A 22,472-nucleotide genomic window follows, 5' to 3' on the forward strand; every position below is an offset into this window, starting at 1 on the left:
TTTTAGTAGGTGTTTTAAAACTGTTGTATGCCTCCATCAATTGTTCAGTACTATAATATTATAATTTTAATAAATTGATACCCTATGTAGACATACTACTTCATTATGAAATTTATCAAAGTAAAACTTGTTAGATTGGTCAAACGCTTTATTTTTAGTCTAAGAATTGTAATTGTGCATCTTTATGCTTTTCTGATTTGAAGTATATTTAAAAAATAAATATTTTCTAACTTTGGAATTTACTTTTTTAACTTTTATATACTACACGTATTATTATTATTATAATTAAGGCTATAGTAACCACCCAAGAAATCGGATTGGCCCAATTAAAGCTCCTCCCTATACCTAAAGCTTTTGGAATTAAAAGATTTGCATCTTCTTTATTAAAATAAAAGAAATTTCCATGAGTTCTTCTATAATCCTCAATTTCATCCTTTGTCCACCTTCTTTTTGGCATTATCTCACCGCTTTCTTTTATACTAAGTAAATTATTAAATGTAATTATATCTTTGTTCAATTGCTATTACAATGATTATAGACATACTTATACCTTAATTCTTAAGGACAGTCTATTTTCAATTCTTTCTATTATCTTTTTATCTAACCTTTATTGAAAATACACCCAATTATGTTATAATATGTTCTACAAATATAATAACATACAAGAATGAGGTGAGCCATATTGTTTCAATTTAAAAGCTTCGATTTTTTAACAGATGGTGAAATTGATTTAAATATAAAAGCAAAAACTCCTGCTGACGATGAAAAAGGTTATCTTCCTAGATATGCCTACAAAATTAATTTACATAATTCCTTAGACCCTATAGGTAATATAGATATCCGAATAGGATATAACGAAAACTCTTATTACGGTGGTAATATTGGTTATGAAATTGATGAAAATTTTAGAGGAAATCACTTTGCAGCAAAGGCATGTAATATTATTAAACAAGTAGCTTTAGGGCATAAAATGGACAAAATAATAATCACCTGCAATCCTGATAATTTTCCTTCACGTAAGACCTGTGAAAAAGCAGGCCTCAGCCTTAAAGAAGTGGTGGACTTACCACCTCATAACGACATGTACTTAGAAGGCGAACGACAAAAATGTATTTATGAGTGGAATTTTAATGATTAATTCTTAGAATATCCTTAGCTATATGGAGGCAATATGAATAATATAACTGACATAACAAACTATATATTTATCGAAGGTGAACCTAAAGCTTCTGATATTATTTTCATACCAGGAGGCTCCTATGCTGAATTAGGAGAAAAAGCGGCCAAGCTATGGCACGATAAATATGCTCCACTTATCTTACCTTCAGGAAGACATAATCCACATGAAAAGTTATTTTCCAATCCTTCAGTGAAAACTGATAATTATGGTAGTCATTATAACACTGAATGGGAATTTTGTAATGACGTATTATATAAAAATGGGGTTGATAAAAGTGCAATTTTTCGAGAAGATACTGCTGAAAGCACTTATGAAAATGCTTTTAAGTCTCGCGAAATAACAGACAACCTTGGATTACATATAAATAGGGCAATTATAGTCTGCAAGAGTTCCCATGCTAGACGATGCTATATGTATTATCAATGGGCATTCCCTCATGTAGAACTCATCATATGTCCTTGCGACGTTCAAGGAATTAGAAAAGATAATTGGTTCACTTCAGAAATAGGAATAAATGTGGTTATGGATGAAGTAAGAAAGATTGGAACACAATTTAAAAACTATTTTAAGGAAAATATTTTATTTAATTTTGAAATAACCTATCCAACACAAGAACATAAAAACTATATAGAAGCTATATATAAATTCTGTAAAAGCAACAGACTTTCCTTAATCTTGAAAGGTTCTTTGGCTAAAGGTACTGCCACTAAATTTTCTGATATTGATCTAATCATATTAGGTGAGGTTGATAACTTTATTATTGATGACCTCATCACTATTTATGGCAATCCGGTTATGACTAATCTCACTGAAAATCCTAAAGACATATTAATCTTAGTTCATAACAATAATATAACTGTTGATTTAGATATTAGAAATGCTATTTCTGAGGATGATTTAAAAGATAGTTTAGTTCTTTTGAAATACAGCACAAACTTTATAGTAGATAAAAATTTATCTAAGAATAGAGCTTTTTTACTTAACTATATATTAGAAAAACCTAATTGGTACAAAACCCTTAGGTTAATACATAGAGCAGTGATAAAATATCTCTCCAACAAAATTGATACATCCTATAATTTATTAGAAGAAATTAAAGAGAATCTATTTTCTTTACATATAAATGACTTAGAGTATAATAATAATTTTGAAGATGATATACAATATATATTCAATAGAATTAATGCAGAATTTGAAGTCGATGATAAAATAAATGCATTATTCAATAATCTGTTTAGCAAATTCTAAGGAGATGATGTCTTGAGATTAAAAAGCTTTACAATAGCAGCTATTACCTGTCTCTTATTATTTTGTACAGGTTGCACAAAAAGTCAAGAAAAACCTACAGTAAAACCTTTTGAAAACATATCTTCAGATTTAGTTAAAAGGGTGGAGTTTGATAACCTAAGACTAACAAGCGGTGAGAAAGAAATAGCTAGGAGTAAGCTGATTACAAAAAGCCAAGATATTCAAACTATGATGAAATACATAAAGTCATTGTCTTGCATTCAGAGTAGCGAGAAGGATAAGGCCCCTGATTTTGTAATTGCGTTGATCTCAAATACTGAACAGTCAAAGGAGTACCTTTACTCAATAAACATATATAAGAATATAGTATACGTCTATAAATTTAGTGGTACAAATACAATTAAAGCCGTCTATAAGTGCACAGATTCTAACCTTATAGATGATTTAAAGAATCTATATAGCTCCATGAATTACAAAGAAGAGCCTGTGATGCAAAAGTGATTTTAAACTATCCTATAATGAATAAAAAACTGCACTATGGATAATTACCTGCAACTATCCTAGTACAGTTTTTTATAACTTTAATATTAATTTTTGTCATGCGAAAGTTTTATTATCTCCCAAGCCTCTATTCTCGTTTCATGCTGGTGATTTTTATAATATTGTAAACTACATAAATAATAAGAATAAAAATAACTATTATTGCAGCTATAGAGCATACCTTTAATTGGAAATATAAACTTTCTCCATAAAGTAACAGCATGATTCCTAAAACCAATAGTGCCAACACAGAGGTTAATAGGGACATAAAATATAATTGCAATTTTTCTTTCATCATCCGTTCTCCTAGAAGCTTAATTATATATATTTAAAATGACAGTATAATTATATCATAATCCTTAGATGATTTGGCATTTCTTTATATATTATAGCTTCTTTCTTCCTTATCCATCACAAATATTCCAATTTTTACAGCCTTATGTTATAATCAGTATACATATTATATTTAGTTTAGAGTTCTATAAGCTAATTATAATAAACTTTAATTAGTAAATGAGGGCTTATATATGTTACATAAAATTCTTCAATTAATTTCATACTTATGTATAATTACATACTGTATATCTCTGTCTCATAAAAATAAAAAACCTTATCTTGCTTTATTTGGAGTATTTTTCGGTGTTGAGGCTATAAGATTATCTTTCCTAGAGGCTTACATAAGGACAACTCCTGGATTAATAATTGAAGTCATAGAAGGAGGTCTTTTTTTAATAGCTTTAACTCTATTGTGCATTGATAAATATAAAAAGGTAAATCCTCCTGAAGATTCTGCTAGTCTTTGAGAAATGATAAACTAAATATCTACAAAGATATTTTTAAGCCGGTACTTATAGATTATTTGAGCTCTAATTACTTATTTGTAGTTGTTTTTCTCAAACACTAAAGCCCATAAATCGAGTAGGAGCTGAATAATTATTTTATTCAGCGTCCTCTCACACCACCGTGCATACCGGTCTGGTACACGGCGGTTCTTTAAGTTGAATGAATTTTAATATATTGATGCGTTAGGCTTTTTAAGCCTAAGTCCGAGAAGAATTTATTTGTAAGAGTTGTGTTTAATATTGCACTATTTGCTACTCGCCAGTATCCTTTGCGGGTATTGGCAAACTTTATAGCTTCGTAGTGTTCAAGTCCCAGCTTCTTAAGGTTTTTATATCTAGTTCTAACTTTCTTCCACTGTTTCCATATACACATTCTTAATCTTTTCCTTATCCAAATATCTAAATGCTCCACTATTCCTTTGCATTTGGCTATTCCATAATAGTTAATCCAACCAATATTAATTTGGTTCAATTTTTCTATTCTTTGTTCCAAAGTTATCGGTTTTGATCTAGATAGGACTTCTCTGATTTTATCTTTGTATCTCTTTAATGATTGCTTTGATATAGATGAGTATGCTTTACCAAACATTAGGTTTAGCGTGAATCCTAGAAACTTTCTCTTCCAAGGTCTATCTACTGCACTTTTATCTCTGTTCACCTTCAATTTGAGTTTGCCTTCAATGAAACTTGTTATATTTTCCATTACTCTTTTCCCAGCTCTCTCACTTTTAACATAGATATTACAGTCGTCCGCGTAGCGACAAAATTTATGACCTCTCATTTCTAACTCTTTATCTAGTTCATCTAGCATTATGTTAGATAATAGTGGACTCAACGGTCCTCCTTGTGGGGTTCCTTCTTCATTTCTGACCACTACACCATTTATCATTATTCCTGACTGAAGATATTTCCTTATTAGGGATAATACTCTCTTATCCTTAATGCTTCTTGATAATTTATGCATTAAGATATCATGGTTAACCTTATCAAAGAATTTCTCTAAGTCCATATCAACAACCCACCTATAGCCATCATTGATATACTGTTCTGCTTTCTTAATTGCATCTTTAGCTCCTCTTTGAGGGCGGAAGCCAAAGCTACTTTCAGAGAATCTTCTATCATAAATACTATTTAATTCTTGAGCAATAGCTTGTTGGATAAGTCTATCCAAAACTGTAGGTATACCTAAGAGCCTAGTTCCACCATTAGGTTTTGGAATTTCTACTCTTCTAACTGGCATTGGTCTATACTCACCATTAAGAATACTTTCTCTAATAGATATCCAGTTTGTTTTCAAAAATTGTTTAAGTTCATAAACTGTCATTCCGTCCACGCCGTGGCTACCTTTATTAGAAATTACTCTTTTAAGAGCCAAGTTCATATTATCCTTGGATAATATCCTTTCTAGTGAGCCATATTCAAATCCACTGATTTTCTCCTTTGGAGTTGCCGAGAATTCTCTATGCACTCTTTGCTTATCTTCGAGTTCCACTCTATCTTGGGCACTAGAGCCTAAATATTTAGTTTTCTGCAATCTTTGAGTATTCTATGAAACTTTCAAACTTGAAAAACCTCCCTAAAGTTCAGTCCTTCATCCGCTATCGCGATTAGCGGAGTTACTATGACTTCTGCTGACTTCTGATAGTTCAGTTACATATCGCTATGTAGGTTACCGCTTAGAAATTCATCTTTGTTAGCGATGTATCTATCAGACCTCCCCAGGTAAGAACAACAACCTTCATCTCATATATCTGCTACATTTACTCCTAGGAATTGGGATAGTGTAGGACTTCGTTTTGTTTAGCAAACTCGTCCGTCCCTAGTAAGCCTTATATGTAGTTCGTGTCCCTCAGACCGAGACTTTGCCTTAGGCTTCCTTCAGATTCCACCTCACGATGGACACCCTTGCCCTTAGCTAGTGGTTCCCACTCAATGTCATCAACTTAAGAGTATTAAATATAAATTTAATACTAATAGCATCTCCTTTGGAATTTATACACTGTAATTCCAAGGGTTTTTCATTGCACTGAAGGGATTTACAGCTTACGATATTTTGTAAAAAATATAGAAAGGATATCTTCAGAATAGGAACTAAAGATGAAAGCCTACGAGCGAATACTAGAGACTTTTGAAAAATTTACTACTGAAAGAATCAAAGAAATTGGTAGATTAGAAAAGAAAGATTTCATTAGGGAAAGGAAAATGCCTTTTGCAGACATACTAAGATATATATTAAGTCAGAAAGGTAAAACAATAACAATGGAAATCAATAACTATTTCAAAGAAGTAAACAGACGAGAGAATCGAGTCACAAAACAAGCCTTTTGTAGCGGCGCTGTCGCTTAAATCCTGAGGTGTTTAAACAGTTAAATCGTGAGTATGTGGAAGCTATATATAAAGGGAGTGAATATAAGACCTACAAAGGATATATTATTACAGCTGTTGATGGTACAGTTTTAGAAATACCAAATACGAAAGAACTTCAAAAAGAATATGAGTGTCAGTCGCCAACATCTAAAAATACTAGAAAAAAGTGCTCGTGCGAAGGCCTCTGGTATTTATGATGTAGAAAACAACATAATGATTGACGCAATACTAGAAAATATAGTGCACAAGAAAGACCTTTGGCTAAGAAAAATATTGAAAATATGCTTAGAATAGTTGGAAATGATAAAAAAATAATAACTATATTTGATAGAGGTTATGCATCACTTGACATACTATTTCACCTAAAGCATATGCCAATTCTCTATTTATTTAGATTGCAAAGTGACATATATGCGCAAGAAAAGAATTCAATGAAGAATGATGATGAAATAGTGAATTTAAAGATTACAAAAAGACAGACTAAAAAACTTTATGGATGAAGAGCTTAAAATGAAGGCCAAACAGGCTGGAGGAATAGACACAAGGCTAGTACGGGTAGTATTGTCAACAGGTGAAGTAGAATACTTAATTACCAACATACCATATGATCTAATGGATACTAAAGAGATAGGTCAATTATACTTTTAAACGATGGGGTATAGAAACTGCCTATGACGTTATCAAGAATAAGTTGCATATAGAAAATATCTCAGGCAGAAAAAAGGTGATAATTGAACAAGATTTTTATGCACAAATACTATTGTTTAATATGGTAGAAGACTTAAAAAATGATGCAAATAAACAACTTGAGGAAAACAAGAATAAGGACCTTAAGTATGAATATAAGGTGAATATGAACATTCTAATAGGAACATTTAAAGAGTACATTATAAAAATTGCAGTAGAGGATGATGATTTAAAACGTAAGCAATTGTATGAATACATGTTAGGAGAAATTATGGAAAACTTAGTTCCTATAAGGCCTGGGAGAACCTTTCCTAGAACTTTTTATAAAGGTAGAAATAAGGCTAGATTAAACATTCGACGTAATAGTTAGAGATCTGCATGAAGAATATGGACTATTCAAAAATTTAATTATTGAATAGCTTATTTGCTATGCAATAATTTTCATGCCGCCTCCCTCCCCTAGCGAGGTAAGTTTAAGCAAAAAATCAAATTCTCTGTTAAGTTGATGACATTGGGTTCCCACTACCAAGCCCACAGCGGACTTTCACCGCCAAGTTGTTGCCCATGCTGGGCACACTAAAAGCCATGCATAAGAAAATTTTCTCTTTATGCATGGTTTCTATATTTAAAAATCTTATTTCTTTTTCAACAGTTTCTTTATATATCTATATGCTACTTCTAGCAGAAAGGATTTTCTGATTTATAAAGCATTGTTTTTGGTTGATTGAAGCCTACTTCTTTAACACCTAGGTATCTAAATAAATTGTAGATTGCCTTTCCAAAATGACCGAAAGCAACTGCACCATGATGTGGGTATCTTCCTTCTATTAAAACATGTCTATAAAATCTTCCCATTTCAGGAATTGCAAATACACCTATAGCTCCGAAGGAACGAGTAGCAACTGGTAAAACTTCTCCCTGAGCCACATAAGCTGTAAGTTCAGCATCAGCATTGCTTTGAAGACGGAAGAAAGTTATATCTCCAGGTATTATATCTCCTTCTAAAGTTCCTCTTGTTATGTTTGGTTCTTGGTTTGGCTCTAAAGCTCTAGCCATTATCATTTGGTTTTTCATTGTACCGCAAGTAAGCTTGCAAGAAGCAGTATTACCACAGTGGAAAGCCATAAAGGTATCCTTTAAAGTATAGTCAAACTTTCCTTTTATTTCTGATTCATACATATCTGCTGGTACTGTGTTATTTATATCAAGTAAAGTTACAACGTCTTGGCTTATGCAAGTTCCAATATATTCGCTTAATGCTCCATAGATATCAACTTCGCAAGATACTGGAATACCCATAGCAGTTAAACGGCTGTTTACGTAACATGGTACAAAACCAAATTGTGTTTGGAAGGAAGGCCAGCACTTATTGGCAAACACTACATATTCTCTTGATCCTTTATGTGCTTCCATCCAGTCTAATAATGTAATTTCATATTGAGCAAGCTTAGGTAGTATACCAGGCATCTTATTTCCTTCGCCTAGTTCTTTTTCCATACTAGCTATTACTTCAGGAATTCTTGGGTCATTTGCATGTTCATTGAAAGCTGCGAATAAATCAAGCTCTGAATTCTCTTCTATTTCAACTCCTAAATTGTATAGTTGCTTTATTGGAGCATTACATGCTAAGAAGTCTTGAGGTCTTGGCCCAAAAGATATTATCTTTAAGTTCTTTAAACCAAGTATTGCATTAGCAACAGGTACAAATTCCTTTATCATATCTGCTACTTCTGGTGCTGTACCTACTGGGTATTCAGGAATATATGCCTTTATGTTACGAAGAGCTAAATTATAGCTTGCATTTAGCATTCCACAATATGCATCTCCACGTCCTCCAATTAGATTGTCTCCACTTTCTTCTGAAGCCGCTGCAAACATCACTGGTCCATCAAATTCTTTTGCAAGTAAAGTTTCTGAAGTTTCTGGACCAAAGTTTCCAAGGTAAACAACTAATGCATTTACGCCTGCTTCTTTAACTTCTGCTAAAGCTTTTCTCATGTCCTTTTCATTTTCTACTGTTGTTAAACATTCAAAGATTTCTCCATCGAAAGCTTCTACTACAGCTTTCCTTCTATCTTCTGACAGCTCCATTGGGAAGCAATCTCTGCTTACAGCTACTATTCCTAATTTTACTTTTGGTGTATTATTCATTTTGACTCCTCCATTTTATATAATTATTTATTTTAATTTTTCTATATACCGTTTTTATTTGTAGATGTACTGCTTCATACTACAGCTTATATTTTTAAATTATCCTCTCAAAGCCCATATAAATTTTAAAAATAACTTTCTCATTGAAGTTGTACGTCACCACATGGTTCCAACTTAAACTATTAATTTTTCGTAACTTTCCCCTAAAGGGTTGTTATATGAAAACTTAATTTACTTATTTTAAAGAAATATTTTCTCCAACTAATCCTATAAATGCTCCTTGTGATCCTAAGTCAGTATCCTTATGGCCTATTAACCATTTATTTTTTGCAAATAGCAAAGCATCTTCTCCAACTTTTTCAAATTTATTCTCTAAAGGCTGATTAGTATCCTTTGGCAATACAACAACGCACCTAAAGCCGCTTTCTTCTACATTACAAGGTGCATAATGTAGTGTTGTAGCATATACTTCAATGATAGTTCCTTTTGGTACTAAGAATGCTTCTATATTAGATGTATCATAAGAGTAATCGTCTTCAATATCTTGCTGACTTCCTATAAGTAAGATCAGATCTGTCACTGCTATATTTATTTCTGATGAACGATGATATTCAACAGCATTTAGCATATAATTATTACCATTGCAATAGCCTATTTGTATTGGAAGCTCACCATATTCTCTATTTCTTAACTCTTTAGCTATATCTAGTTCTTCAAGTTCTTTTATTGAAGGTTCATAGATTACATCTTGAGGAAGTGGCGTACTTTCCATTTTTTCAATAATCTCTTTGCAATCATAGTTTTTAAGTACCTGTCCATATTTCTTAAAGGCTTTGTCGTTGACATTTTTGATAACCATATAAGTAATCCTCCCTTTTTATTTAACAATAATTTTTTAATATTTTAAGCCATTTATATTGACTTGTTTCAGTTTTATAATACAAATACATAAGGTATAGTTAATAGTATTTATGTTACATATAGTTATGTATTTAAAAAATGTTGTTATAAGTTTGTTCTAGTTAAAGCCTCTATAAAAGTATTGTGTTGAATATATTCTAAATAAAAATCTTATACTAATTGCAGCCTAAGTTAGAGTGTATACATCACCCACAATTATTAAATACATAACCTTAGGCTGCTAAAAACATGACTTTCCATAAGCTCCAACGCACCTATACCAATAATAAGTACGTAAGCTATCCTTCTAAAAACATTACTTTCACTAGGTGAAAACTAGCTTAGTTCTTATAACTAACTTCTATGCCCTTATTTACCACTGCCACAGCTTTTTCCACAACATTTTCTACGGTAAACCCAAACTGTTCAAATAATGCCTCTGCATTTCCTGATGCTCCAAAGGTATCAAGGGAGATTATTTCTCCATCTATGCCAATGTATTTATGCCATCCGAAGGAGGTTAATGCTTCAACAGCTACTCTAGCCCTAATGTTTCTTGGAATTACTGACTCTTTATAAGCCTCATCTTGTGCTTCAAATACTTCGAAGCTTGGAATGCTTATTACTCTTGCAGCTATTCCTTTAACTTCTAACTCTTCTGCAGCTTTATATATAAGTTCAACTTCTGAACCTGATGCCATTAGAAGTACATCTGGATTTTCTTTTTTACAATCTCTAAGTATATATCCACCCTTTAATGCTCTCTTAGCACAACCATCATACAATGGAAGCTTTTGTCTTGTAAGCACTAGTGATGTAGGAGTTGTACCATTTGTCATGGCATAATACCAAGCAGCTGCGGTTTCCTTGGAATCAGAAGGTCTAAATACTGCCATGTTTGGCATACTTCTAAGTACAGCTAACTGCTCTATAGGCTGATGAGTTGGGCCATCTTCACCTACTCCAATGCTGTCGTGGGTTAATACATATGCTACCGGAAGCTTCATAAGCGAAGATAATCTCATAGCACCCTTCATGTAATCACTAAATACAAAGAAGGTTGAGCAGAATACCTTTAATCCACCATGTGCATATATACCATTTGCTATGGCTGCCATTGCATGCTCTCTAACACCAAAGTGAAGGTTTTGTCCACTTCTATCTTCAGCAGAGAAATATCCCTTGCCAGCCATATATGTCTTATTAGATGGAGCTAGATCTGCTGATCCACCAATAAGGTTAGGAATTATATTTGCTAATCTATTTATAACTATTCCTGAGGATTCTCTAGTAGCCATTGATTTATCAAAGTTCCAAAACTCTTCATTATTTAGTAGAAGTTCTTTATCTAATTCTCCATTGATCCATTTTATATATTCTTTTGCTAGCTCAGGGTAAGCTTCTTCATAAGCTTTAAATAAGTTATTCCAAGCTTCTTCCTTTTCCATTCCTCTTTCTATATATTCATTCATATTTGAATAAACTTCATCAGGAACATAAAATGCAGGTTCAACCTTCCAGCCTAAGTTTTCTTTCATAGCAGTAACATTTTCCGCACCTAAAGGTTCTCCATGAGCAGAAGGCTTTCCTTGCTTTGCAGGACAACCAAAACCTATTTGATTTTTGACTATTATGATTGATGGCTTTGAGCTTTCTTTCTTAGCCTCTTCAAAAGCACTTTCAATAGCTTCTATATCATTGCCGTCAGCTACTTTTAAAACCTGCCAACCATAAGCTTCGTATCTCTTTGCTACGTCTTCTCTGAAAGCTATATCTGTATTTCCTTCGATGGAAATATTATTAGAATCATATAAAACTACTAGTTTTCCTAGACCTAGAGTTCCTGCAAGCGAAGATGCTTCTCCTGAAATTCCCTCCATGAGACAGCCATCTCCCACTATGGCATAGGTATGATGATCAACCACATTGAAATCTGGTTTATTGAATTTTTCTGCAAGATGTGCTTCCGCTATAGCCATCCCCACTGCATTACATATACCTTGGCCAAGAGGTCCTGTGGTAATCTCAACGCCTTTAGTGTGGCCATACTCAGGATGTCCTGGTGTTAAGCTTCCTACTTGTCTAAAGTTTTTAATATCCTCTATAGTTAACCCATATCCAAATAAATGTAATAAAGAATATTCAAGCATTGATCCATGTCCTGCAGACAATACAAACCTATCTCTATTATCCCAGTTCGGATTTTTTCCATTATGATTCATCTTAGCCCATAAGGTGAAAGCCATAGTTGCGGCACCTAAAGGTAAGCCTGGATGACCTGATTTGGACTTTTCTATTGCATCTGCTGATAGTACTCTTATTGCGTTTATAGATAGCTTATCTAAATCTCTACTCATTCTCTCTGTCCCCTACTTTCCAAAAGCTTGTGCCCAGTCTGCTTTAAACTTTTCTAACCCCTGAGTTGTCAATGGATGCTTAACCATTTGAAGCACTAGACTATGAGGAACTGTAGCTATGTGAGCTCCTGCCTTAGCTGCCTCTATAACATGAATTGGGTTTCTTACGCTAGCAGCAATTATCTCTGTTTCTATACCATGTATGTCAAATATTTCAGCTATAGATCTAACCAAATCCATACCATCCATGGATATATCATCTATTCTTCCTAGAAATGGGCTTACATAAGTTGCCCCTGCATTGGCTGCAAGTAACGCTTGAGTGGCTGAAAATATTAAAGTTACATTTGTCTTTATTCCTTCCCTTGACAGTACTTTTGTAGCAGCTAACCCCTCTTCAGTCATAGGTATCTTAACTATCATATTCTTATGAATTGCAGCTATTTCTCTCCCTTCTCTTATCATTCCATCTGCATCTTCGCTTATAACTTCTCCACTTATTGGTCCATCAACTATTTCTGTTATTTCTTTTATAACCTCATTAAAGTCTCTTCCTTCTTTAGCAATTAGTGATGGGTTTGTTGTAACTCCACAAATAACTCCCATTCTATTTGCTTGTCTAATATGTTCTACATTTGCTGTGTCTAAAAAAAACTTCATTTTAACCTCTCCTCTTCCCACTTATATAACTACTTTTGAAAATTTATTTAATAAGTATGTAAAATAATAAAGTAGAAATAAACTACTCTATTATATAAATGTATCACTTCATACTAAAATTTATATTTTCAGATTCCCCCTAGCAGAACCCAGAGGAGCTCTGACTGAAGTAGTACATCCTTAGCTGCTACTTATTTAATCTCTAGAAACTCTTCAATTGGAAGCATTGCTGCTCCTAAAAGATACGACTCTTTAAAGTCAGCTATACTTATGCTGCAGTTGTTTTCATCAGTAAAAGAATTATCTTTATATATGTTCTTTTTTAGAACCTCTAGCTTATCAATTAAAAGATTGTTTATGTCTCCACCAATTACTATACTGCTTGGGTCTAAGATCATAATTAAATTTGATATACCAACTGACAATAGCTTTAAGTATTGCTCCAAAACACTAATGGCAATTGGATCCTTTTCATTATATTTTTCTTCAAATTCATTTATGTCTGATATAACTTTTTCTGATATCTCATTATAGCCTTCAGTTAAAGAATTCATAGAAGTGTAAGCTTCAAGACATCCCTCTGCTCCGCATTTGCACCTTTTACCATTGATTGCTATCTTAATATGACCAAGCTCTCCTGAGGAATTATTATCACCTCTATATATCTTTTTATTAATTATTATACCAAGGCCTAACCCCTCTGTTATTGATACATACAGAAGATTTTCTAATACATCTTTTCTATTTAAAAACTCATAATATGCCGATAGATTAGCTTCATTATCAACATATATTGGAACCTTTAAGTATTCAAATCTCTCCTTAAAATTAAAATTCTTTATTCCAATCAGATAAGAATACTTAACTATCCCCTCTTTAAAATCCACAGTTCCAGGTATAGAAAATGCTACACCTAATAACTTTTCTTCATTTAAATCATACTTTTTAATTAATAAATCTATACTATTGTTAATAATCAATATTAACTCTTCAATTCCATCATTTTTATGTCTTACTCTTATATTTTCAACAATTTCTCTCTTTAAGTTAACTAGAGATATCTTTATATGATTTGGAGTAAGTGCTACCCCAATAGAGTATCTACAATTTTCATTGAGCTTGATAGCAATAGCCTTTCTTCCTCCGGTAGACTCTAAAGATCTAACATCCTCTGCAATACCCTCACTCTTTAGTTCATTGATATTTGTAGATACAGTTGTGATGCTTATATCTAATATTCTGGAAATATCAAGCTTTGTTATTTCATTTTTTTCTAATAATAATGATATAATCTTTTTTCTATTAGTTTCTTTGATTTTGCTGTGGTTAACTTCTATCAATTCTGAAAATACTCCTTTCACATATAAAGGTTTAAAAATTTAAATTTTTAACCTTTAGAGATGTACCTCTTCATTTTAAAATTGGTATTTCTAAATTCTCCTGTGAGAAACCAAAGGACTTTTGAAAATAACTTTAAAGAGAACTGGTACATCTTTAGATGTTTCAAATATTAGTTTCTTAAATAATACCATTGTTGAAAACTTTGTTAAAGTACTTTTACTTTATATGAAAGTATAATTTGTTTACTAGTAAAACTTAACAATATCAAGGATTTATAGCAGCTACTTAAGTTAAGCAGCAAAAACCGAGTTCTTATTTATGCCGAACTTATTACTGCTGCTTAGAAGCTGTAATAAATTTAAAAACCTTTTATTCTTGGATAAGCAGAATTATAAGCCTCATATACTTTTTCGTATACTTCTTTTAACTCAACATTAGGTTCGACCTTAGAGTTACCCTTTACTATCTTTTGGCAAGCATCCTCTACAGATTCATAGATTCCTGCTCCTACTCCAGCTAATATAGCTACACCTAAAGCTCCTCCTTCAGAGGCCTTTACTGTGGTTAACCCATGTTGGAAAATATCTGCTAAGATTTGTCTCCAAATACTGCTTTCAGCTCCACCACCAGTAACTCTAATCTCATCAATCTTAACTTTCATATCCTCTATAAGATCAAGACAGTTTTTTAAGCTAAAGCTTACACCTTCTAGAATACTTCTTACAAAATCATCATGATTATTTATAAGTGATACACCTAAGAAAGCACCTTTTACATTTGGATCTATATGTGGTGTTCTTTCTCCCATAAGATATGGAAGATAAACTATGCCATTTGCTCCTGGTTTTGATTTTGATGCTCTTTCTGTTAACAGATCATATATATCAACACCTAATTTTTCGCTTTCTTCCACTTCCTTTGCACAGAAGGTTCTCTTAAACCAATTTAAAGATAAACCTGCACCTTGAGTTACTCCCATTATGTGCCACTTATTAGGAACGGCATGACATAAAGTATGAACTCTTCCTAATTTATCAAATCTTGGTGTATCTGTTGCAGCAAACACAACTCCTGAAGTACCTATTACTGTTGAGATAATTCCTTCACTTACTATTCCATTACCTATTGCCCCTGCAGCTTGATCTCCTGCTCCACCCACAACTGGGGTACCTACTGCAAGCTTTGTTAGCTTAGCTGCTTCTTCAGTGACATGACCGCTAACTACTACAGATTCATAAACCTCTGCTAATATGTTCTTATCTATGTTTAAGTCTCTTAGAAGCTCTTCACTCCAGTTTCTAGTATTTATATCTAACATCTGCATTCCGCTGGCATCTGAAACCTCTGTTGCAAATACATTTGTAAGTTTCAATCTTATATAATCCTTTGGAAGAAGTATCTTATATATCTTGCTATAATTGTCAGGCTCATTGTTTCTTACCCATAATAACTTAGAAAGAGTAAAACCTGTTAAGGCTGGATTGCCAGTTATCTTTATGAGTCTTTCTTTGCCTATAACCTCTATCATGTAATCGCATTCTTTTTCAGTTCTTTGATCACACCAAATTATAGAGTTTCTGATAACCTTATAGTCCTTATCTACTAGAACAAGTCCATGCATCTGTCCACTTAATCCTATACCTTTTATGTCAGAAGCTTGTACACCACTTTTATCAATAACATCTCTTATTCCATTAACACAGGCTTCCCACCAATCGTCAGGGTTTTGTTCAGCCCATCCAACCTGTGGTTGAAACAAATCATAGCCATAAGTTGCTGTCTTTACTGTATTACCATTCTCATCAAATAAAGCTGTCTTAGTTCCAGAAGTTCCAATGTCTAAACCTAATAAATACCTCATTCTCAATCCCCCATATTTACTTTTTCACTATTTGCACATCTTTTTGACTAACATTTAAAATTACTTTTTAAATGTTATTTATTAAGTTTATTGTACTTCCTCTTTTATGTTCCGTCAATAGATTTAAGTAAACTTTTTCATAATATTTTTTAAGTATTTAGTTAATAAATATAAGTATCCTTTACGAAAACTTAATTTATGTATGATCCCGGCTTCTGGGGATCATCGGGCATATATAAATTAATAGTTGAAGTTGGATACCTATATAATATTCTCATGATTTAATGAGATTAAGTAAAGGATTATTATATAAAAATATACCACTTTAAACAGAAAACTACATCTAAAATCCTCCCAGATTATTATCAGAAGATTTGATGACATAGCTTCTATGTAAAGTGGTACATAGATAGTTTCATATAAGTAGTTTATATTTGAATAAAGCACTATTTTAATACATTGTCAAATCCAATTATATCTGCTATTTTCTTTATATTGTTGATAAATAATCTAGTTATTCCTCATTCCTATACACAAAGGCGCTTTTCTTGTTTAAAAGATATGGCCTAAAATAGCCAACGGTGCTTGATAAAGGTAAAACCTCTTCACTTAATTTAATTCCAAGTACATTAACTATGTACTTTCTTCTACTTTCAATTCGCATCCAAAGCTCAGGGTAGTTTCTTTTAATATCCTCTCTTAAAGTTTTATCAGCTAAGGCTATACCATTTTCTGCTCCAACTCCTCCGTAGCCAGGAATTGACGGAATTATATCAATTTGAAGCAGCATTCCACTTTTTAGAGTCTCTTTAGAATTAGGATAAATAGGAGAACACATCCATTCTTCATCCGCAGTCAGGTGTCCAGGATTCAGTGACCAATTGAATTGCTTCCTTGGCAATACCTTGTCTACCAATTCATACATTGCTCCTCCAGTGATGCCAATATGGATATTCTCAAGCCAAGCGACTATAGATGTAAAATACGGTGCTGCTATAACATTAATATAGTCCTTTACCTGCTCTGAAAGCTCATTAGTTTCCTTTACAGCATACCCTGCTCTACTTGCTAGTCCGCCCTTGAACCCTGTTGTTAAAGATATTTTATCTCCTAACTCAATCTTTTTATTTATAGGATATAAATTTGCCTTTTCAAACCGGTTTCCAGTAGAACTTATGGAAACTACATTGTTGGGCTGACCATATATTTTTAGAACACTTCCAATGTCCATTTCTGTTTTTCCTAATTCAAGTGCATCCATTGCATTTAGTACACAATCAGAAGCCAAAGAAGACCCAAATTCATAATGAGCTATTTCATTAGCATTGTTTGTAGCTCTCGCTCCATAATCTGAATTTATGAATATATGGGACTCATTACTAATATTATATTCTCCTACAATCTCTTTAACAGCTTCTACAATGTAATATGGTATATCAAATATTTTTCTATTATCAAGATACTTACTTGTGAAGTTCTTCCACCCAACTAAGCCAACCTTCATCTCCTGATTTATCCCTGCTTTTTTAAATACTTCTTTCATGTTTAATTCATTTTCCATAGGCTGATTTGGAAGTGAAAAATATGGTGAATGAATAAGCTCTGCAGGAATTCTGGAGTAATTGACCATCTTAGTATTTTCATTTCCTAGGATTAGATAAGCTTTCTCATCCTTATGAAGTACTAATAATCCTTCCTCAAATCTAGTAAGGAAACCGGTTAGGTATTCAAAATTAGAACCATGCTCAAGGTCATTATATACAATAATACAGTCAAGAGCTTGCTCCTTCATCAACTTCAAAATCTTATTTTTTCTTTCTATCATAGTTTCATCAGATAAAAATATAGGAACTCCATCATTATCACATTTTGGTGACTCTATTTCTGATAAGTAGGCATCTGAGTATTTGTATTTTTTCATTTTTCCTCCTAAGTTTGTAATTCTAGTTCTATTCTAATGCTATAGCATAAATAATCCAAGTTTATTGACTTTTCAATTTATTAGCCAATCTCCCCATTAGAACTGTGTTATAATACTTTCCATCTTTATGGATACGGTCTTTTTCAAGTAGACCTTCCCTTTTAAATCCGTATTTCTCATAAAGCTCTATTGCTTTTGTATTAGTTTCTACAACATATAATGAAACTTTTTCTATTCCATTAGAGTCTGCAACCATTAGTATGCTTTCCAACATACTATTTCCTATACCAAATCCCCAATAGTCCTTCAATATACATATACCAAACTCTGCCTTATGTCTAAATCTACTTAAGTTATTTCCCTGAAGCCGTGCAAAACCAACTAGTTTATCATCAATTTCAGCTACTAAAAATATATTTTTTTCTGAAATGGAATCTTCATAAATAAGCTTTTCAAAATCCAGTGGCGATAAGAAATTTTCTCCAGGTTCTCTATCTAAAAACTCTGTTTCTTCATCAATCTTTAATCTTAGCACTGATAGATTACTTGCATCTTCTTTTTTTGCAGATCTGAAGTTGAAAATCAACTTTTTTCCTTGAATTACTTTACTTTCAATTATCATATTTCCACCACCATATTACAAGTATATATCTGAAAATTCAACTTTTGTTATCTCTACTAAACGGTTTTCTAACAAATCAATAACAGGCGACAACTCATAATCTTCAGTAATCTTTTCATCTGGAAAACTAATAGTAAAAGTACTGCCTTTATCTACCTTACTTTTAACTGTTATTGTTCCTTCCAATGCATCTATCAGCTTTTTTACAAGAGATAACCCTATACCAGCCCCCTCTGCCTGACGGGATAAGGAACTATCTACCTGACCAAATCTTTCAAATATTATATTGAGCTTGTCTTTAGGAATACCAATCCCGTCATCTTTTATATCAATATACACGCGATTCCTATACTTTCTTAATTTTACTGATACTAGCTTACCAGACGGAGTGAATTTTGTAGCATTAGATAAAATATTTAGTAGTATTCTTTCATATTTCTCTTCATCCATTGCTATTATCTTCTCCTCATAGCAAGAAGTAAAGTCTACCTTTACACCTTTTTGCGAAGAATATACATTAACAGATTCTATAATTGCTTTAGTCAAGAATACAATATCTACATTTCTTTTGTGAAGCTTTATTCTTCCAGCATCTGCCCGAGTGATATCCAGCAAATTATTTACCAATCTTAATTGTCTAAATGTATTCTGTCTTATTATACTTAAATATTTCTTTGATTTATCTGACAATTCATTTTCACATAGATAATTTATAGCTTGTACAGCGGAACTAATAACATTAAGTGGTGTCCTAAACTCATGGGAGATTATTGATAAGAATTCATCCTTCATCTCAATTGATTTTTCTAAAGCCTCGTTCTTTTCCTTTTCCGCTTGCAATGCTATATATTGGTGATGCTGTACTGACTTTTCTTGCATTACTTGATCAGTTATGTCTCTAACTGATAGAATAGCTTCTTTTGCACAATCACTGATGATTGTACTTCCATTAATACTTGCATACATCTTTTTACCTGGCAGCTGTATAGTTATTATACAATTTTCAAAACTCCCATTCCTCATGGCATTAAATACTGGTAGTTCTTCTTCTGGTATTAATTCGCCATCAATGCCATAATAGCATTTAGATGTTTTTAAGAATTCTCCAACTGTGAAATTATCATACTTCTTCAAAAAATAAGGTTTAGAAGCTTCATTTAAAAACTTTATTTGTCTTTTCTCATCAATTAGAATTAAAGCATCTGGCATACTCTCTAATATTGCTTTTAATTGAATGTTTTGGTGCTTAATCTGCTGTTCCTGTAAAATTCTAGTTGTAATATCTTGAGATAACATTATGCCAACTTTTAACTTACCACTGTCATCAAGAATGGGCTTGCAGTTTACCAATATATATCTCTTTTCTGGATCATATAGTATAAAAACCTCATCAGTTACTACTTCTCCTCGTGCCAGTCTTGCTACAGGTGTATCATTAAAGTTAACCTCTTCACCTGACAATTCGTATATTCTGCAATTGTCCACATATTCACTAGAATTATTAAATTTGAAATACTTATTTCTATCTCTAGCAGCTTTATTTAGCATCAAATAATTTCTATCTTTATCAATAATATAAAGCTCTTCTGTTATATTATCAATTATCGCTTCAAGCTCTTCTTTTTGTTCTCTAATTATAGTAGACTGCTTTAACATTTCAGTTATATTTCTAGAACTGAATACTCCCATAGCTACGCTTCCATTCTCATCATAGATTGGTCTTCCACTTAAACTTAAATATCTCTCTATCTCACCTAGCTTCACCACTATATTGTACTGATCTAAAATTTCTCCCTTTAAAATTCTCGAAGAAGGTAATTCATCCTGTGCAATCGGTTTGCCATTTATATCATAATATTTAACAGACTTTAGTTTTTCTCTTAACTCATCGTTATCACAAGCTTTAATCCATTCTCTGAGCCTTTTATTTGACCTGATATAATTTCTTTCTTTGTCAACTATCACTAATACATCATTTATGTTATCTAAGATCAGTTCTAGTTCCCTTTTCTGCTGTTCTATTATCTTATTTGCTTCAATGTCTTGGGTAATGTCTCGACAACTAATTATTGCGAACTTTACTTTACCCTCTTTATCATAAATTGGTCTTCCATTTATACTAAGGTATTTTATACAAGCTTCATCTTTCATGATAATTCTATTATTAATTAAAACTGCTCCATCCAAAACTCTTGATATTACTATATGCTCTATACTAATTTCGTTCCCTTTCAAGTCATAGAACTTAGTATCAATAAGCTCTTCACCTAGCCAGTCAATTTCTGCACCTTTAAAATATTTCTTTGCGACATTATTGGTTAGGTATGTTTTTTTATCTGTATTATAAATAAATATAGCATCATCTATACTCTGAATTATCTCTTCAAGTTGATTCCTTTGATTTATTAGATCTTCTTCAACTTTTCGTCTTTCTGTTATATCTCGATTTATTTCTAAGATAATTTTACGGCCATTTTCATCTACTATTAGTTGATGACTTGATTCAACCACTATCTTAGTTCCATCTTTTTTTATGTGCTCAATCTCACCATTCCAAATTCCTTGATGTAAAATCTTACTTTTTATTATTGAAAAACCTTCCTTATGGGTTGTCTTTAGTAACTGATGACTTACTCGTCCAAGTGCTTCTTCTTTTTTATAGCCATAATTTTCTTCTGCACCCTTATTCCAATATAGTATGCCGCCATCTAATTCCCACGCAAAAATTGATTCTTTAGATAGATTTAAAAGTGCTGCTTGCCACCTCAATATGTCAGCTTGATCTCTTATAATTTTGGCTTGATCCTCAATTTTATTTTTATGTAATATCTTATCAGTTATTTCAGTGGCCATTACTACGCAATATTTTATCTTATCTTCGTCATAGACTGGTACTATAGTAAACTGCCAATATGTAGTGCCCCTATTAAAACCCTCGTAAACATATTCATCTACATTATATACTTTTCCTGTCTTAAGAACATTATTAAGAGCCTCTTCATGAGTACTTCCTTTGAAACAAGTTATAAGTTCACGAATAGGCCTTCCTATGCAGTTTTCTCTCAAATTAAAAGCTTTATCAAAGAAACTTATATACTTATCATTGGCTTTAAGCAAAATCATGTCTGGTACACTAAAAATAGCTATCCCCCGATATTCTTCTAAACACAAGGCATTGGCTAAAGGTAATCTACTTTCAAGCTTAGAATTAGGCTTTTCATTAAAAATATAAATTCTTTCTTCCTTGTTTCTAATAAGCTTAATATTTACTATCTTTGCTTCAAGCTCTTTAGTAAATAAGAAATAGTCAGTAACCTCATCTATATGTTCATAGTTAACATATGGTCCAACTCTTAAAAGTTCAAATATTTCCGCAATACTATTATCTATTAATTCATTATATTTAAATCTAGTGATTTCCAAAAAAGACTTACTTATATCAGTAACAGCCCCATTATTTAAAACAATGTAAGCTAGTCCATCATTCTGCTTTAAGGAAGTTACATTATTCATTATTGTCCCCCAACTTGTAAATTTTATTTTTTATAAACCATATGTTGTTATTATAACATTCAATCACACAATTATCCAAATTCTTCTATAAATTTTAATAATTTTCTTACTTTTACTGTCAATTTTATACATAGATTTACAACCTTACAAGTTATATAAATTGTTCTTCATGTTGAACTGCAATTAGAGAACTAAATAGGCTCATCCTTGGATTTTTTGCTTATATGAAGTAAATCTTAATTATAACCTAAAAATAAGTCCAAGTAGTTCACATTCTTCAAT

20 protein-coding genes are annotated in these 22,472 nt (G+C 32.3%); 8 read left to right on the forward strand and 12 right to left on the reverse strand.

All coding sequences use genetic code 11. From position 1 onward, the window contains the following. Positions 1 to 247: 247 nt before the first annotated feature. Positions 248 to 517: a DUF5808 domain-containing protein gene (locus C1I91_RS19600; protein WP_128214392.1), complete on the reverse strand. Its 270-nt coding sequence runs from the start codon at positions 515 to 517 to the stop codon at positions 248 to 250. 165 nt (positions 518 to 682) lie between these two features. Here C1I91_RS19600 and C1I91_RS19605 point away from each other — a divergent pair, with 165 nt between their 5' ends. The 3 genes from C1I91_RS19605 to C1I91_RS19615 are packed head-to-tail and all read left to right on the forward strand — an operon-like array spanning position 683 to position 2,929. Further along, positions 683 to 1,138 (forward strand): GNAT family N-acetyltransferase, encoded by a 456-nt coding sequence (locus tag C1I91_RS19605; RefSeq protein WP_128214393.1) that lies wholly within the window; start codon positions 683 to 685, stop codon positions 1,136 to 1,138. Positions 1,139 to 1,171: 33 nt separating this feature from the next. Continuing rightward, on the forward strand, positions 1,172 to 2,428 hold the full coding sequence (locus tag C1I91_RS29185) for an ElyC/SanA/YdcF family protein (RefSeq protein ID WP_238475847.1): 1,257 nt from the start codon (positions 1,172 to 1,174) through the stop codon (positions 2,426 to 2,428). Positions 2,429 to 2,440: 12 nt separating this feature from the next. Continuing rightward, the gene (locus C1I91_RS19615) at positions 2,441 to 2,929 is read left to right on the forward strand and encodes a hypothetical protein (RefSeq protein ID WP_128214394.1); all 489 of its coding nucleotides are present in this window, start codon (positions 2,441 to 2,443) and stop codon (positions 2,927 to 2,929) included. A 127-nt stretch (positions 2,930 to 3,056) separates the two neighbouring features. Here C1I91_RS19615 and C1I91_RS19620 read toward each other — a convergent pair whose 3' ends face one another. Further along, positions 3,057 to 3,263 (reverse strand): hypothetical protein, encoded by a 207-nt coding sequence (locus C1I91_RS19620; protein ID WP_128214395.1) that lies wholly within the window; start codon positions 3,261 to 3,263, stop codon positions 3,057 to 3,059. 232 nt (positions 3,264 to 3,495) lie between these two features. Here C1I91_RS19620 and C1I91_RS19625 point away from each other — a divergent pair, with 232 nt between their 5' ends. Next, entirely contained in the window at positions 3,496 to 3,771 is a 276-nt protein-coding gene (locus C1I91_RS19625; RefSeq protein WP_128214396.1) for a hypothetical protein, read from the forward strand. Positions 3,772 to 3,961: 190 nt separating this feature from the next. Here the strand turns inward: C1I91_RS19625 and ltrA are convergent, their stop codons facing one another. Continuing rightward, on the reverse strand, positions 3,962 to 5,344 hold the full coding sequence (gene ltrA, locus C1I91_RS19630) for a group II intron reverse transcriptase/maturase (RefSeq protein WP_238475848.1): 1,383 nt from the start codon (positions 5,342 to 5,344) through the stop codon (positions 3,962 to 3,964). Between the two features lie 563 nt (positions 5,345 to 5,907). Between ltrA and C1I91_RS19635 the strand changes: the two genes are divergently transcribed. The 4 genes from C1I91_RS19635 to C1I91_RS19650 all read left to right on the forward strand — a co-directional run bounded on the left by C1I91_RS19635 (position 5,908) and on the right by C1I91_RS19650 (position 7,234). Further along, complete coding sequence (locus C1I91_RS19635; protein WP_128214397.1) at positions 5,908 to 6,156, forward strand: hypothetical protein; 249 nt, start codon at positions 5,908 to 5,910, stop codon at positions 6,154 to 6,156. Positions 6,157 to 6,458: 302 nt separating this feature from the next. Then, complete coding sequence (locus tag C1I91_RS19645) at positions 6,459 to 6,677, forward strand: hypothetical protein (protein ID WP_164880595.1); 219 nt, start codon at positions 6,459 to 6,461, stop codon at positions 6,675 to 6,677. Continuing rightward, the gene (locus C1I91_RS28330) at positions 6,670 to 6,825 is read left to right on the forward strand and encodes a hypothetical protein (RefSeq protein WP_164880596.1); all 156 of its coding nucleotides are present in this window, start codon (positions 6,670 to 6,672) and stop codon (positions 6,823 to 6,825) included. The genes C1I91_RS19645 and C1I91_RS28330 overlap by 8 nt, the downstream gene beginning before the upstream one ends. A 43-nt stretch (positions 6,826 to 6,868) precedes the next feature. Next, entirely contained in the window at positions 6,869 to 7,234 is a 366-nt protein-coding gene (locus C1I91_RS19650) for a hypothetical protein (protein WP_128214400.1), read from the forward strand. A gap of 308 nt (positions 7,235 to 7,542) precedes the next feature. Here the strand turns inward: C1I91_RS19650 and C1I91_RS19655 are convergent, their stop codons facing one another. The 9 genes from C1I91_RS19655 to C1I91_RS19695 form a co-directional block, all read right to left on the reverse strand. After that, a complete protein-coding gene (locus C1I91_RS19655) occupies positions 7,543 to 9,015 on the reverse strand; it encodes an L-fucose/L-arabinose isomerase family protein (RefSeq protein ID WP_128214401.1) in 1,473 nt (490 codons plus the stop codon). Between the two features lie 235 nt (positions 9,016 to 9,250). Beyond that, positions 9,251 to 9,874 carry a DUF4867 family protein gene (locus C1I91_RS19660; RefSeq protein ID WP_128214402.1) on the reverse strand — a complete coding sequence of 208 codons (624 nt, stop codon included), beginning with the start codon at positions 9,872 to 9,874 and terminating at the stop codon, positions 9,251 to 9,253. Between the two features lie 382 nt (positions 9,875 to 10,256). After that, a complete protein-coding gene (gene tkt, locus C1I91_RS19665) occupies positions 10,257 to 12,272 on the reverse strand; it encodes a transketolase (RefSeq protein ID WP_128214403.1) in 2,016 nt (671 codons plus the stop codon). Positions 12,273 to 12,284: 12 nt separating this feature from the next. Continuing rightward, positions 12,285 to 12,932 (reverse strand): fructose-6-phosphate aldolase, encoded by a 648-nt coding sequence (gene fsa, locus C1I91_RS19670; RefSeq protein WP_128214404.1) that lies wholly within the window; start codon positions 12,930 to 12,932, stop codon positions 12,285 to 12,287. A 191-nt stretch (positions 12,933 to 13,123) separates the two neighbouring features. Beyond that, entirely contained in the window at positions 13,124 to 14,272 is a 1,149-nt protein-coding gene (locus C1I91_RS19675) for an ROK family transcriptional regulator (RefSeq protein ID WP_128216050.1), read from the reverse strand. Between the two features lie 359 nt (positions 14,273 to 14,631). After that, positions 14,632 to 16,134, reverse strand: coding sequence for a xylulokinase (gene xylB, locus C1I91_RS19680; protein WP_128214405.1), 1,503 nt, complete (start codon positions 16,132 to 16,134; stop codon positions 14,632 to 14,634). A gap of 514 nt (positions 16,135 to 16,648) precedes the next feature. After that, positions 16,649 to 18,055, reverse strand: a complete 1,407-nt coding sequence (locus tag C1I91_RS19685) for a M24 family metallopeptidase (protein WP_128214406.1) — start codon at positions 18,053 to 18,055, stop codon at positions 16,649 to 16,651. Positions 18,056 to 18,116: 61 nt separating this feature from the next. Beyond that, the gene (locus C1I91_RS19690; protein ID WP_128214407.1) at positions 18,117 to 18,677 is read right to left on the reverse strand and encodes a GNAT family N-acetyltransferase; all 561 of its coding nucleotides are present in this window, start codon (positions 18,675 to 18,677) and stop codon (positions 18,117 to 18,119) included. A gap of 15 nt (positions 18,678 to 18,692) precedes the next feature. After that, the gene (locus tag C1I91_RS19695; RefSeq protein WP_128214408.1) at positions 18,693 to 22,190 is read right to left on the reverse strand and encodes a sensor histidine kinase; all 3,498 of its coding nucleotides are present in this window, start codon (positions 22,188 to 22,190) and stop codon (positions 18,693 to 18,695) included. Between the last annotated feature and the right edge of the window lie 282 nt (positions 22,191 to 22,472).

This window comes from Clostridium manihotivorum, assembly GCF_004015185.1.
In the GTDB taxonomy this organism is placed as follows: Bacteria; Bacillota; Clostridia; order Clostridiales; family Clostridiaceae; genus Clostridium_AR; species Clostridium_AR manihotivorum.

Coding starts and splice junctions, on each gene's coding strand:
- C1I91_RS29185 (WP_238475847.1), top strand. CDS start 1,172: ATGAATAATATAACTGACATAACAAACTATATATTTATCGAAGGTGAA.
- C1I91_RS19620 (WP_128214395.1), bottom strand. CDS start 3,263: ATGAAAGAAAAATTGCAATTATATTTTATGTCCCTATTAACCTCTGTG.
- C1I91_RS19625 (WP_128214396.1), top strand. CDS start 3,496: ATGTTACATAAAATTCTTCAATTAATTTCATACTTATGTATAATTACA.
- C1I91_RS19635 (WP_128214397.1), top strand. CDS start 5,908: ATGAAAGCCTACGAGCGAATACTAGAGACTTTTGAAAAATTTACTACT.
- C1I91_RS19645 (WP_164880595.1), top strand. CDS start 6,459: ATGCTTAGAATAGTTGGAAATGATAAAAAAATAATAACTATATTTGAT.
- C1I91_RS28330 (WP_164880596.1), top strand. CDS start 6,670: ATGGATGAAGAGCTTAAAATGAAGGCCAAACAGGCTGGAGGAATAGAC.
- C1I91_RS19655 (WP_128214401.1), bottom strand. CDS start 9,015: ATGAATAATACACCAAAAGTAAAATTAGGAATAGTAGCTGTAAGCAGA.
- C1I91_RS19660 (WP_128214402.1), bottom strand. CDS start 9,874: ATGGTTATCAAAAATGTCAACGACAAAGCCTTTAAGAAATATGGACAG.
- tkt (WP_128214403.1), bottom strand. CDS start 12,272: ATGAGTAGAGATTTAGATAAGCTATCTATAAACGCAATAAGAGTACTA.
- fsa (WP_128214404.1), bottom strand. CDS start 12,932: ATGAAGTTTTTTTTAGACACAGCAAATGTAGAACATATTAGACAAGCA.
- xylB (WP_128214405.1), bottom strand. CDS start 16,134: ATGAGGTATTTATTAGGTTTAGACATTGGAACTTCTGGAACTAAGACA.
- C1I91_RS19685 (WP_128214406.1), bottom strand. CDS start 18,055: ATGAAAAAATACAAATACTCAGATGCCTACTTATCAGAAATAGAGTCA.
- C1I91_RS19690 (WP_128214407.1), bottom strand. CDS start 18,677: ATGATAATTGAAAGTAAAGTAATTCAAGGAAAAAAGTTGATTTTCAAC.
- C1I91_RS19695 (WP_128214408.1), bottom strand. CDS start 22,190: ATGAATAATGTAACTTCCTTAAAGCAGAATGATGGACTAGCTTACATT.